The organism is Mediterraneibacter massiliensis (genome assembly GCF_001487105.1).
Taxonomy (GTDB): domain Bacteria; phylum Bacillota; class Clostridia; order Lachnospirales; family Lachnospiraceae; genus Mediterraneibacter; species Mediterraneibacter massiliensis.
In genome coordinates this window covers 1289122-1302785 of the sequence record NZ_LN913001.1, presented here as the reverse complement: position 1 = coordinate 1302785, position 13664 = coordinate 1289122, and the positions used below count along the sequence as shown (strand labels likewise).

Sequence of the window (13664 nt, the reverse complement as noted above, 5' to 3'; positions counted from 1 at the left end):
TTTCCTTTGTCACTTTATGACTGCCACAACTGTGGCGATCATTGTCTTTATATCCTGTCCAAAACTAAAGTTCTGGATAGACTGCAAATTATATTTCATTTTTTCCGGCAATATCTTTTCGATATATACCTGATCCGCATTGTCGGCGGATTCCAATAAACGTTCTTCATCTTTATATTCAATGCTGGCAAGTGACGTCACTCCCGCCGGCATAAGAAGCGTTGCTTTCATTTCATCTGTATAATGGGCAACATACTTCTCCACTTCCGGCCGGGTGCCTACAAATGTCATATCTCCCGTCAGGATATTCAAAAGCTGCGGCAGTTCGTCCAGACGGCAGCCTCTAAGCACTTTTCCCACTTTTGTCACTCTGGCGTCACCTTTTGTCGTCACCTGCGTACCTATCTGATCCGCATGATCGACCATGGTTCTGAATTTAAAAATCCTGAATGTCTTCCCATACTGTGTCACTCTCACTTGTCTGAAGAACACCGGTCCCTTTGAGTCTGTCTTTATCCAGACGCTTAACACAAGTAAAACCGGCGACAGTAAAAGCAACAGAATACTTGCGGCTATTATATCAAATATACGTTTCAGAAGCAAACTTCCCTTACGTCTCTGCAGCATATCATAGTATATTTTTACTTCTTCCACTTGCATATCTTTCGGAAGATCGTTCCACTTCCTCATACTTCTTTTCCTCACTTACACATAATCAGGCAAAGCCGCCTGTCTAAAAGGCATGTACCTAGACAGAAACACATTGTTTGAACACATCGATCACATACTGTACCTCTTCATCCGACAATTTCGTATGAAGGGGAAGCGTAATCTCATTTTCAAACATGGCATATGCGTTCGGATAATCTTTTATATCAAATCCCAGATCTTTATATGCTGTCAAGAGGGGCAGCGGTTTATAATGTACGTTTGTCGCAACTCCGGCTTCCGCCATTTTTCTGATGATCTGATTGCATTCTTCCCTGTTCTTTCCATTTACTCTTACCAGATACAGATGTCCGCTGGATGCATAGTCTTCTCCGAAATGTCTGAGTATTTGTACATCCAGATCTTTCAAGCCTTCATTATACATCTCTATGATTTCTTTTCTTCTCTGCAAAAGTGCGGGATACCTTCTTAATTGTACGATTCCCAGAGATGCCATGATATCTGTCATATTGCATTTAAAATAGGGCGCCACGATGTCATATTCCCATGCTCCCAACTGTGTTTTTGCCAGTGCGTCCTTGGATTGTCCATGTAAAGAAAGGAGCATGTATTGTTTATAGATTTCTTCATTATCCACGCCTTCTATATCTTTCCATACAACTGCTCCGCCTTCCGCTGTCGTCAGATTCTTTACGGCATGAAAAGAAAAGCTCGTAAAATCCGCGAACTCTCCACTGTGTTTTCCCTTTTTCACTGCGCCAAAGGCATGCGCGCCATCGGCAACGACTGCTATACGGCCAATCTTCTTCTGTAATTCCGTCTCTGCATGAAATAACTCTTTTTTACGTTCTACGATTTCAAAGATCCGCTCATAATCACAGATCACTCCTCCCAGATCAACAGGTATGATTGCTTTTGTTTTTTCTGTGATCGCCGCTTCCAGTTTCTCATAATCCATTTCATAGGAGTTAGGCTGTACATCTATCATTACGATCTTGGCGCCTACGTGCTGTATCACACTCGCTGATGCTGTATACGTATAGGCACTGGTGATCACCTCGTCTCCAGGACCTATCCCCAGTACCCTTAATGTCATTTCGCTGCACGCTGTTGCGGAATTTAAACAGACTGCCCTGCTCGTATGACAATATGCTGCGATCTGTTTTTCAAAAAGTTTCGTCTTCGGCCCTGTTGTGATCCAGCCGCTTCTTAATGTATCTGCTACTTCTGCGATTTCCTCTTCTGTAATATCCGGAGGGGAAAATGCTATATGCATGTTCTTCATCCTATTTATCCTCCACTACTGGTTTTTCATGACTTGCTTTTCCAAGACTTAACAATTCCTGATAAGCTTCTTCGTCTCGTTCTTTATCTTCCGGTCTGATATGATAAGTGGGTACAATCCTGGAGACGATTTCCTTTACATCCCTTTGTTCGTCTGCCGCTGCTTCCTCCAGCAGCTTCAGTTCACTTAAGAAATGCACTTCGTTAAATTCCAGCGGCTTTCCGACATAGATCAGATTATTTGCTGTCTTCTTAAGCCCTTCTTCCTTTGTCAGGATTTCTTCATACAATTTTTCTCCCGGCCGCAGTCCCGTATAGACAATATCCATGTCTACTCCTAAAGTATACCCAGAAAGCCGGATCAAATTCTTGGCAAGATCCGCGATCTTCACCGGTTCTCCCATATCCAGGACAAAGATCTCTCCTCCTTTTGCAAGAGCTCCTGCCTGCAATACCAGAGATACCGCTTCCGGTATAGTCATAAAATAGCGGATGATATCCGGATGGGTCACCGTCACCGGACCGCCTGCCGCCATCTGCTTTTTAAACAGCGGTATAACGCTCCCATTACTTCCCAGCACGTTTCCAAAACGAACTGCTACAAATTCGGTACGGGAATATCTGCTGAATGTCTGTATGATCATCTCGCAGAGACGTTTGGATGCCCCCATGATATTTGTAGGATTCACAGCCTTATCCGTAGAGATCAATACAAACTTTTTCACGCCATACTTGTCCGCCGCCCTTGCTGTCTTATATGTGCCAAAGACATTATTTTTGATTGCCTCATTTGGACTGTCCTCCATCAGAGGCACGTGCTTATGGGCTGCGGCATGATAGATCACATCCGGACGATATAGCTCCATCACACTTTCTATCCGTTTTGTATTTCTTACGGAACCGATCAGTACCTCCAGCTTCAGCGCCGGATATTTTTTCTTCAATTCCTGCTGGATATCATAGGCATTATTTTCATAAATATCAAATATGATCAATATCTTGGGATTATGTGCCGCTATCTGCCTACACAGTTCGCTGCCGATAGAACCGCCTCCGCCTGTCACCAGCACTACCTTATTCCTGACATAGCCAGAGATACTGTCGATATCGATCTTGATCGCATCTCTTCCCAGCAGATCTTCGATCGATACTTCCCGCAGTTTCGATACGCTGACTTCCTCTGTTATCAGCTGGTACATGCCGGGAAGTACTTTCAGCTTACATTCTGTCTCATTGCAGATCCGCAGGATCTCCCTTGTATCCTTCGCACTTGCTGAAGGAATCGCTAAAATAATTTCATCAACGTTATACCTTTTGGCTAATTCTTTTATCTTTGTCCGGTCTCCCATAATACGGACACCCCGGATATATTTTCCCTTTTTAGAAGGATTGTCGTCGATCACGCAGACCACATTTCGATTCAAATGCCTGCTGGTCTTCAGTTCCGTGATAATAATATTTCCGGCTTCTCCCGCCCCGATCACCATCGTATTGATCGGGCGCTTTCCGGTCTTTACCAGTCCTCTTTTTAACACATGCAGGATCCGGTAAGAAAATCTCGTAGCCAATGTTGTCATTGTAAGGAAAAAGAAGTAAAAGATATGGAAGCTTCTCGGTACCGGCAGGTACAAAAAGCCCATCCCCATCGCCTGAAATGCCGTAGAAAGCAGACTTGCTCCGACGATCAGTCCTGCTTCATGCATACTTGCATAAGACCATACCCTGTTATACAGATTTAAAACAAGAAAGATTACAAGAGTTGTCACTATATTGATCCATACATAAGCTTTTATACTCGCCATGTATTCTTCCGGCACCCAGCCTGAATACACATTATCCAGCTTAAACCGGATGATCAATGCAGCATAGGTATCAAAAATAATCGTAAGAATATCTACAATAAAAAGCAAAATCATTCTTGTCCTTGACGTCTTTAGACTAAGTATATTTTTCATAAAATCCTCTCCGATAATACTGTTACAAATTATTACAACTTTTTTACATACTATAATATAATACCAAACTTCTATAAATTATACAATAAGTATATAACGAAAAAATGTATATATATTGTGCTTCTCACTGGATAAATACGGCAAAAAGCACAAGAAGAAACATTTCTGCCTTCTTGTGCTTTCTATTTTAATTCAAAGATTCTCCGTCCGTCAAAGTTCCGCCTTCTTCTTCCACCACATTGATCAGGTCTATGATCTCGTCTACCTGCGCATAATCCGGCTCTACAACAGAAAGCAGCGTATCTCCGCTGGAATAACAGTATCCTTCGCTGTTATACCCTTCTGCGGCTATCGACTGGATCGTCCATTTTGCGTTTTTATTTAACTGGTATTTGATCAAAGCATTGATCTGATCCTGGGACATGTTGGTTTCAACATCCTTACTCACCTGATTCATAATGCTGTTTGCCTTTAGGAGCATCGTCGGCGACAGACATTTCTTCAGCATCGCCGTGATCACCGCCTGCTGGTTCTTTCCTCTCTGGTTGTCTCCATCCGGCAGGTTCTGCCTTTCTCTTGAGAAAGCAAGTGCCTGTTCTCCTGTAAAATGATTCATTCCCTGCTGTACATCCATCACATATTCTGAATCCGGACTCGTAGTAAACGTATATTCTGAGTACACATCAATGCCGCCTAACGTATCGACAATATCGATCAGTGACGTAAAATTCAGACGTGCGTAATAATTGATTTCTGTCTCATACAATTCTCCCAACGTTTCCATAGAAGCATCTACTCCATAGATTCCCGCATGGGTCAATTTATCCGGCAAGCCTTCGGAAATACCCGGGATTGGCACATAATAATCCCTTGGCGTTGTCACCAGCAGGATCTGATATGTCTTCGGATTGACGACCGCTATAATATTCACATCACTCCGGCTCGTCTCAGACACGTCGCCATATACATCAATACCGCTGATATATACTGTGAATGGCTTCTTTGTAATACTGCTGTCTCCGGAGCCGCCAAAATCAAGCTGTATGCGGATATCATGACTGTAAATGATCTTCACACTTTCATTAAAATCCGGAACAGCCTCTTCCATGAGGCTTGTATATGCCTGGTTGTAAACAATCGCATCTACTTCACCGTCACGCAGAGCTGCTGCCTGTTCCTGAATAGAGTCATATTCAGCAGTCACTATATCTGCCCCTAACTCCTCCTGGATATCTGTCACCGCGGCCTGCATATTATCCGCGCCTTTTTGGAATTGTACGCCAAACGTATAATCTGCCGCATCTTCCAGAACCTCTGCCGGATCGTCTGCACGCACTGCCACGACCATCTTGTCCACTTTATAACCGCCGCTTGTGATCTTTCCGATCATATCATTTGCCTGTGCCACATAGTAGGAACCAGCCAGCAAAACCATCGTCATAAGAAGGCTGAATATTTTTCCGGGCACTCCCCGTCTGCGGCGTGCCACCTGTGAATTCAAAGTAATGCACCACAGTAAAAATAAAAACGCCGCTATCAACGCCAGATATTTTACAGGCAGCATGCCCAAAAGATACAGGACGATCATCAAAAGGATACTGGCAATCGTCTGAAGAACGATACAGACTGTACCGAACCGATTCCGTTTTGACCGTCGTGCATATTTATCTGTCTTTCTTTTGCTTTGTGCAGCAGTATCTGCCCGCCTTGTTTGCTTTGCCATCCTATTTTCTTTTCTCCATTACCTTTCCCGCAGTCTTTATATCATTCAAATAATGTGGAAGGATATACTCCGTTTTGGATCAGTCCACGGATTGCGTTTACAACTGTTTCCTTATCCTCTTTATAAGTCACTCCAAACCATTCATCAGGAGATTCTAATACTTTTACTTCCAATTTTTTCTCCGCCAATAAAGAACCTATGAGCGTCGGAAGTAAATATTCTGCTTTTAAATCTTCTTCCTTTATATTATCCAAAAACTCTGCAAACCCGACTTCCAGAACACCAAAGAAGGTGGGATTTAATCCCCACATATTCATAGAAACCGGTAAGTTTGCATCCAGCACAATCTCTTTGCCCTCTTCACGGATCACTGCGTTCTCCCCGTCTTTTTCTATATGATGGGTCTCCGTTATATCTAACAGGTATCCATCTTCATCAACGTGACAAACGCCTCTTGTCACGCCTCCGTTGTCACTAAGCGTGTTTTTTAAAACAAAGCTGACCATGCAAATTTGTATTTTATCAGTTTTCACAGGTGTTGTCAAATAGGCATATGCTTTTGCAAAAGCTTCTTTCCCATAATAATCATCTGCATTTATCACGAGAAACGGCGTATCGACAAGTTCTTTGCAGCAAAGGATCGCCTGCCCTGTCCCCCAAGGCTTTGTACGTCCGGCAAAACGTTTTTTATAGGCTTTGGGAATATCTTCCACTTCCTGATAGGCATATTCCACTTCCACGATTTTTTCGATCCGGTTTCCGATAACCGCCTTAAAATCTTCTTCCAGATTTTTACGGATCACAAATACAACTTTATCGAATCCCGCTTCCAAAGCATCATAAATAGAATAATCCATGATGATCTCACCATTTGGTCCCACCGGTTCCAACTGTTTGATCCCTCCTCCGAATCTACTCCCAATGCCTGCGGCCATGACCACCAACGTAGCTCTGCTCATAGCTTTCTCCTTTCTCTGATTTTTCTATACTTTTATGTAAAACCACACTTGAAGTGCCTATTCGCCCAGTCCATCTTCTACAATCCGCATCATTTCTTCGAGAGCTTCTATTTCATCTTTTCCCTCACAGAAAATCTCAATCTCATCTCCGCTCTTCACACACGCTCCTAGAACGCTCAACACACTTTTTGCGTTTGCGGTCACATCCTCTGCTCTGCTGATTTTCCGGATAACGATCTTACTTGCGAACTGCATCGCTGTTTTGCAGAATAATCCCGCCGGCCTTAAATGCAGACCCGTCGGATTTTTGATTTTCACTTTTCCACTGACCATCCCTGACACGCCTTTCCTTTCCTAACTTTCTTTTTCCTCCAGTGTAACCTTGATGGAAGGAATCTCTTTTAAACTAATGCCATCCGGCACATCTACAGTCACAGGTACTTTGTAGACGCCCGGCTCCGTATATTTCTTCAGATCTACGGAGACAGCTTCTGTAATATCCAGTGTTTCCAACAATTCTTCTTTCCCCGTAAACTGCAGGGAGATTTCTGCTCCAGGCTCATAACTGACCTTCAGTTTTTCTGACAGATTTGTCACTTTTATAGACTCTGCCTGTATTTCTACTGTCTTGACACCCTCCTGCTCTGCCATGACCGTAACCACAACCGTATTTGCCGTCTCCTCTGCCAATGTGACCCCTTCCGGAAGATACGGAAGAACATCGACCGCTCTTTCTTCCTTGCCCTGGAGACCTGTGATATCTATCACAGAGTTCGGGATTACGATCTCTTCGATTTGATCTAAGTCTTCTTTGTCACCGCATATCTGTATGCTTGACGGCTCTACCGTCAAACCTGTGTAGACAAAGCCTTCAGCAGGGATGCCGGATACAGTCAGATTCAACGGCACTGTCTTTGTTTCCAACATTTCTATATATACACTGATTCCCTGTTCTCCAAGGTTATTTGTCAGCTGTGTCTGATCTATCACATTTCCATTGACATCATATAAGATCAATTCAGCTTCTAGTTCTGTATCGCGCGAAAGTCCAGATACATCTATCTTTGCTACAGCTTTGCTGATCTGCTGTACCAAGGACTCCGAGCCGCCGATAGAAACTTTCTCCGGATTGACAGTCATCTCTCCAACTACATAACCGTCCCTAGGAGTTCCTGTCGCACTGACTGTCAGCGGGAATGTATTTTTCGTCTTTCCTTCTACTTTGATCTTGAGATTCCGCGGATTAGCCTCTGCCAGTTCATATTTGTCCGAATATCCTTTTACACTTGCGGAAATAGGCACAAGATAGGTATTTGTATCCATCTCGCTCAAGTCCGCCGTAGCGACGATATCTTCTTTCGAAATATCGGACAGCACAGACCTTTTCGCATACACAGTTACAGAAGTTTTCTGTTCCTCCAGAACCTGATACACCTTTCCTTGATTCGTTACGATCTCCGGATTGACGATCATGACATCCACATCTGAAAATGTTGCCTTTGACACCGGATCATCTATATTTACTACGATCAACCAGAGCAGGGCAGCGAAAACAAACGCCATGATCTTCAGGCCAAAATTTTGCTTCCATCTATCTTTCTTCATTTTTCCGCCGTCCTTTCTTCCTCAAAGTAAATTTCTTAGATTCAGGACTCCTATATTGGATCTGATGCAGTCTTGCAGACAGATATTCTCTTGTCACTCCTCTGGTCAAATATCCCGCCATCGCAATGGATACTTTTCCTGTCTCCTCAGAAACAACGATCACCAGCGCGTCGCACACTTCGCTCATTCCAAGAGCCGCTCTGTGTCTGGTCCCCAAATCTTTGCTGATCTGCATATTGTCAGAAAGAGGGAGATAGCAGGTAGCCGAGGTGATCCTGTCTCCGCGTACGATCACCGCTCCGTCATGAAGCGGCGTATTGTGCTCAAAAATATTTAGAAGAACCTGGGAAGATACTTTACAATCAAGTTCAATACCTGTCATCTCATATTCTGTAAGGCGGGTTGCCTGCTCTACAACGATCAGAGCTCCGGTACATACTCTCCCCATGTCAAAACATGCAGAAACAATCCCTTCTATCGTTTCATCTGAAAATCTCTGATTTTCCTTATTTTTGTCAAAGGGGTTGATGGTACTCAAAAGATTCTTTTCACCTAATTTTTCCAATGCGCGGCGTAATTCCGGCTGAAATACAACTACCGCCGCTATTGCCAATACATTGATCGATTCTTTTGCAAGAAAAAGGATCGTATGCATCTGAAAGATCGCCGCAGCCAAAATAAACAAAGAAAGTATGATGATCCCTCGCAGCAACATCCAGGCTTTCGTATTTTTGATCCACAACATAATCTCATATACAATGACAGCAACAATAAAAATTTCAATAATATCTGTCACTTGTATATCTGGAAAATACCAGCCGTCTATGAAGTTTTTAAAAAATCCACTAAGCCATAATCTCACCTAAGCCACCGCCTTATTTCTGTTTTTCTTCATCCAGCCCAAGTTCCTTGCTCAGACTCCTCGTAAGGAGAATCTCATCCGTGGACTTTGCTCTTTCCTCTCTGCTGTTTTCCACTGCTTTTCTATTCGCTGTTCTTCTTTTCAGTTCCATCGCCCCATCGGACATGTGCTGCAGTTCGGATGAATCGATCGCAACTGTCTCCTGTCCCTGATGCTTAGTAATACGCTTTACACTTTTTTCAGGCACTGCCACGCCCACTTTAGGAACTGCCTTTACATAATAATAGTATTCATCATCTTCAAACTGTATATGCTCTGTTCCGCTGTAATCGACAGAAAAGAATAAAAATTCCAGTACTAATCCCACAAGCATTGCCATAATGCCGCTGCCGATCAGAACAGCATAAGAAATATGCAGTCCCAGGGCAAGATTCCCAGCCATCCCGACAATGACCGCAGCAACCGCTCCTGCTGCGGAAGCAATCTTCCACGCATGATCTACAGCACGAGTGCGTATCGCATTTACAACCAATAATCCAAGGACAACAGCTAATGCTATCGTCCACATTTCTTTATTTCCGACCGCCTGCTTCGCGAAAGTCATAAGGGTACTTATCATCCCGCCTGCATCTGCGCCCTGCAGTGCAGTGGAAGAGACCTTCACCAAATGTACCAGATAATATGCCATCACACCGCACACTGCCGGCACAGCTAAAACCGGAGCTCCCATAAGGCCAAACGCCACCGGCAGCACTACAGGCATTTTATATGCACAGGCAAGCACCGCTATAAGGACCACCCACGCTCTTTTTGGAGTAAAACGGAAATAAAAAATATACATCAACAGAAAAACCCCCGCCGCAAACGCTGCGATCGGCATAGACAGAGCATACAGATGAACCAGTACCAGAGCCGTTGCCGCAAGCGTCATGATCAGAAGCGGCAGAAACGCACAGACAGCTGCCAGACCCACCGTACATATTATAGAAGAAGCGCCTTTCATAAAACCGATATTTGCATTGATCGTTCCAAATAAAAGGAGCCCAAATAAAAACTGCAGCGCTTTTGTAATATACATAGAATATTTCGCATATATCTGTTGGATCTGTTCTTTTAAAACAAGTAATGTACTCATAATCTACCTTTTCTCCTTCATATACAACTTTCCGATACGGGATAGATCCCTGTAATATTTCTTTACTCTTTGCTTTGCTTTATTGTGTTTTTTCTTATAAAAACTGCTCGCACAGATCCCGTATATAACGATCAGAACAAGGTAAGCACCGATCGCCACAGCCGCTATGACAAATAATTTTGTAAAATCTAGATTTTGCAGCAGACTGTCTGAATAGCAGAACACAATCCCGCCTGCCAGACAGGCGTATCCGATCGTAATCCACACAAGTGTCAGCCATGTATGGAGACTTGCATAATCCTTTTTATAATAACTGCTGATTTTCAAATCTTCTTCAGCCTGATGTTTCTCGTAAATTGCTGTTTTTGTCATCAGCCGTATCCTGCCTTTATCCAACATATATACTCTGCACACCTTTCTATTCTTCACGTTATTTTTTCTCGCACTTATGCTAACACATCATTTTTAGTATAGCATACACTCAGAGCCCTTGTCCAATGCTTATAGTCAAAAAATAGACATTTTGAGCGCCTGCTTTTTTTAATATTTTTGCTGCCGCGTGTATCGTATTTCCGGTCGTATAGATATCATCGATCAACAATACATTTCTCTTTGGTTTCCACGTTTTTTCCACCCCAAATGCCCTTTGTATGTTTTCCCTTCTCTCACTGTCGCTGAGCAGTTTCTGCGGCATCGTTTTTCTAACTCTTCGCAGTGCGCCTGCGTTTACCGGGATCTCCATATATTCTCCAAGCTTTCTCGCCACCAGCTCTGCCTGATTGAAACCTCTCCTCCTCTGCCTTGACGAATGAAGAGGGATTGGGAGAATTTCTTCAATCTTCCAATTTTCTATCTGTCTGCCATACCGTTTCGCAAGTTCTTCTCCAAAAACGTCTGCATACACTCTTTTATTATGATATTTAAACTGATAGATAGCCGTACTTACCGGCTCTTTATGTACCCAAAGACTCCTTCCCTGAGCATAGGACAGTGTATGCCGCAGACAGTCACTGCAATATTCTTCCTCTTCTGTCTCCAATGGTTTTCCACACTTCATGCAGCGCGGCTCATCTATATAGACGATCTTTTTTCTGCATACAGCACAGATGCCTTTCCTTTCTATCCGTCCACAAAACGGACATACCGGTGGATATAACAGATCTAAAATTCGGCTATGCGTTCTGCCAGGCTTGTGTATCTGTTCTGTTCGTTTTTGTTTTGTATCATTTCCTGAAATGTCGCATCACTCCCTACAATTGTTAGACATTTTTTTGCCCTTGTCACAGCTGTGTACAACAGATTGCGGTTATACAAAAGTCTAGGACCCGGAAGAAGCGGAATGATCACTGCCGGGTACTCGCTTCCCTGGGATTTATGTACCGTGATCGCATAGGCAAGTTCTAACTCATCCAGCATGTCAAACGAATATTTTACTTTGCGTCCTTCTTCATACTCTACTTCTACCGTCTCATCATAAAAATAAATATCTCGGATGATCCCCATATCTCCATTGAACACACCCAGCCCCTTGTCTACCACGAGCCCGAACTTCGTACTGACTTCCCATTCCAGCTGATAGTTGTTTTTTATCTGCATCACTTTATCTCCCACCCGGAATATCCTGCCGTTTATTTCCTTTTCTTGTTTCTGCGGTTCCGCAGGGTTCAAATATTTCTGTAGGATCGTGTTTAATCTTTCTACCCCAAGAAGTCCCTTTCTGGTAGGCGTCATCACTTGTATCTCTGTAGGAAGTGCATCTACATATTTCGGCAGCTTCTTTTGGATCAGTGTAATAACTACACTGATGATAACATCTGCTTCCTGCCGTTTCAAAAAGAAAAAGTCTCTGCTTTTATTATCCAAGACCACCGGTTCACCGGCATTGATCTTATGTGCGTTTACCACAATATCGCTCTGTCCTGCCTGCCGGAATATTTTTGTCAATGTCACGACCGGAAACCGGTTTGAAGAAATGATATCTTTCAGGACGCTTCCCGGACCTACGGACGGAAGCTGATCCACATCGCCTACCAGTACGAGACGCGTGCCCGGAATCACCGCGGATAAAAGCGCATGCATAAGTGGCAGATCCACCATGGACATTTCATCGATGATGAGCACATCTGCCTCCAGAGGATTGTCGCGGTTCTTCATAAAACCGCCTACATTTCCTTCCTCCTCCGGGTTGCCGTTTACCTCCAGCAGACGATGTATTGTCTGCGCCTCATAGCCCGTCGCCTCCGTCATTCGTTTTGCCGCCCTCCCGGTAGGCGCTGCCAGTAAAATACTCATCCCTTCCTTTTCAAAAAATTGTATCATCGTATTAATGGTCGTCGTCTTCCCGGTACCCGGTCCGCCCGTCAGTATCAAAAGCCCATGCTTGATTGCTTCGATCACTGCCTTGTGCTGTAATATGTCCAGAGAAATATTTTCCTGTTCCTCCACTTTTTTCAAGCGCTTTTCCATCATATCTTCTGGCATTTTACAGTCTATATCTAAATCATGAAGCATTTTTGCTGTATTGAGTTCCATATAATAATAATGGGCGGGGTACACACGGATTTCGCCTTCCGTCTCTTTCATTACTGTCTTGCGCTCCACACATAGATCCATCACATATTTTTCAATATCTTGGATCTCTATCTCCAAAAGTTCTCCTGCCCTTCTCAGCAGGATATCCTGCGGAAGATAAATATGCCCTTCCCCAACTGCCTGCTGTAATGTGTAAAACAATCCGCTGCGGATCCGATAATCTGAATCTGTGTGTATCCCGATCCGGGAAGCGATCTCATCTGCCGTTTTAAAGCCGATTCCCTCTATATTGTCTGCAAGCTGGTAAGGATTTTCTTCCAACACACGGTATACTTTTTCTCCATAATGCTTATAAATCTTTGCCGCCAGAGTAATGGAGATCCCGTATTTCTGAAGATAGATCATGGCCTGGCGCATATCCTTCTTTGCCGCTATCTGCTCAGCAATCTCCTGCGCTTTTCTCTCACTGATCCCTTTTACTTCTGCCAGCCTTTCCGGTTCCTGCTCAATGATCCGGAAGGTATCTTCCCGAAACTTTGCCACAATCCGCCCCGCCAGCGCTGCTCCTACCCCTTTCACAGCCCCAGACCCCAAGTATCTTTCGATAGATACTTTGTCTTCCGGCTCTTTTACCTTATGTAAAACTACCTTAAACTGGCTTCCATATACATTATGATTTACATATTCTCCATGCAGTTCCAACAGTTCTCCTTCACTGATAAAATTAAACTCTCCAACGCAAGTGATCTCTCCATCTTCATTTTCCAGATTCAGCACTGTATATCCATTCTCTTCATTCCGAAATACAATATGTTCCACATACCCAGTAACTACTTCCACGCTTTTCTCCTTCTCTCCCCGTATACAGCTCGATTTTTCCTATAATTATTTATAGAAGCAACTATATAAAGACAACATATAGAAACGGAGATATGCCCTC

At 43.6% G+C, this 13664-nt stretch carries 12 protein-coding genes; all 12 read right to left on the bottom strand.

The features are described from left to right. Positions 1–9: 9 nt before the first annotated feature. A complete protein-coding gene (locus BN3282_RS10500; protein ID WP_059068988.1) occupies positions 10–690 on the bottom strand; it encodes a sugar transferase in 681 nt (226 codons plus the stop codon). A gap of 58 nt (positions 691–748) precedes the next feature. Continuing rightward, positions 749–1945, bottom strand: a complete 1197-nt coding sequence (locus tag BN3282_RS10495) for a DegT/DnrJ/EryC1/StrS family aminotransferase (protein WP_059070397.1) — start codon at positions 1943–1945, stop codon at positions 749–751. Positions 1946–1955: 10 nt separating this feature from the next. Continuing rightward, positions 1956–3908 carry a polysaccharide biosynthesis protein gene (locus tag BN3282_RS10490; RefSeq protein ID WP_059068986.1) on the bottom strand — a complete coding sequence of 651 codons (1953 nt, stop codon included), beginning with the start codon at positions 3906–3908 and terminating at the stop codon, positions 1956–1958. 187 nt (positions 3909–4095) lie between these two features. Continuing rightward, positions 4096–5631 carry an LCP family protein gene (locus BN3282_RS10485; RefSeq protein WP_059068984.1) on the bottom strand — a complete coding sequence of 512 codons (1536 nt, stop codon included), beginning with the start codon at positions 5629–5631 and terminating at the stop codon, positions 4096–4098. Between the two features lie 41 nt (positions 5632–5672). Next, positions 5673–6590 (bottom strand): nucleotidyltransferase family protein, encoded by a 918-nt coding sequence (locus BN3282_RS10480; protein WP_059068982.1) that lies wholly within the window; start codon positions 6588–6590, stop codon positions 5673–5675. 57 nt (positions 6591–6647) lie between these two features. Further along, positions 6648–6923 (bottom strand): HPr family phosphocarrier protein, encoded by a 276-nt coding sequence (locus tag BN3282_RS10475; protein ID WP_059068980.1) that lies wholly within the window; start codon positions 6921–6923, stop codon positions 6648–6650. Positions 6924–6944: 21 nt separating this feature from the next. After that, positions 6945–8195 carry a CdaR family protein gene (locus BN3282_RS10470; RefSeq protein WP_059068978.1) on the bottom strand — a complete coding sequence of 417 codons (1251 nt, stop codon included), beginning with the start codon at positions 8193–8195 and terminating at the stop codon, positions 6945–6947. Next, a complete protein-coding gene (cdaA, locus tag BN3282_RS10465) occupies positions 8182–9057 on the bottom strand; it encodes a diadenylate cyclase CdaA (protein WP_059068977.1) in 876 nt (291 codons plus the stop codon). The genes BN3282_RS10470 and cdaA overlap by 14 nt, the downstream gene beginning before the upstream one ends. 13 nt (positions 9058–9070) lie before the next feature. Then, positions 9071–10192, bottom strand: coding sequence for a hypothetical protein (locus BN3282_RS10460; protein WP_059068975.1), 1122 nt, complete (start codon positions 10190–10192; stop codon positions 9071–9073). A gap of 3 nt (positions 10193–10195) precedes the next feature. Then, entirely contained in the window at positions 10196–10621 is a 426-nt protein-coding gene (locus BN3282_RS10455) for a hypothetical protein (protein WP_330382194.1), read from the bottom strand. Between the two features lie 52 nt (positions 10622–10673). Next, the gene (locus BN3282_RS10450) at positions 10674–11300 is read right to left on the bottom strand and encodes a ComF family protein (RefSeq protein ID WP_317246559.1); all 627 of its coding nucleotides are present in this window, start codon (positions 11298–11300) and stop codon (positions 10674–10676) included. Between the two features lie 53 nt (positions 11301–11353). Continuing rightward, a complete protein-coding gene (gene recD2, locus BN3282_RS10445) occupies positions 11354–13564 on the bottom strand; it encodes an SF1B family DNA helicase RecD2 (protein ID WP_059068971.1) in 2211 nt (736 codons plus the stop codon). Positions 13565–13664 lie beyond the last annotated feature (100 nt).

Coding starts and splice junctions, on each gene's coding strand:
- BN3282_RS10490 (WP_059068986.1), bottom strand. CDS start 3,908: ATGAAAAATATACTTAGTCTAAAGACGTCAAGGACAAGAATGATTTTG.
- BN3282_RS10470 (WP_059068978.1), bottom strand. CDS start 8,195: ATGAAGAAAGATAGATGGAAGCAAAATTTTGGCCTGAAGATCATGGCG.
- BN3282_RS10500 (WP_059068988.1), bottom strand. CDS start 690: ATGAGGAAGTGGAACGATCTTCCGAAAGATATGCAAGTGGAAGAAGTA.
- BN3282_RS10485 (WP_059068984.1), bottom strand. CDS start 5,631: ATGGCAAAGCAAACAAGGCGGGCAGATACTGCTGCACAAAGCAAAAGA.
- BN3282_RS10480 (WP_059068982.1), bottom strand. CDS start 6,590: ATGAGCAGAGCTACGTTGGTGGTCATGGCCGCAGGCATTGGGAGTAGA.
- BN3282_RS10460 (WP_059068975.1), bottom strand. CDS start 10,192: ATGAGTACATTACTTGTTTTAAAAGAACAGATCCAACAGATATATGCG.
- BN3282_RS10475 (WP_059068980.1), bottom strand. CDS start 6,923: ATGGTCAGTGGAAAAGTGAAAATCAAAAATCCGACGGGTCTGCATTTA.
- BN3282_RS10495 (WP_059070397.1), bottom strand. CDS start 1,945: ATGCATATAGCATTTTCCCCTCCGGATATTACAGAAGAGGAAATCGCA.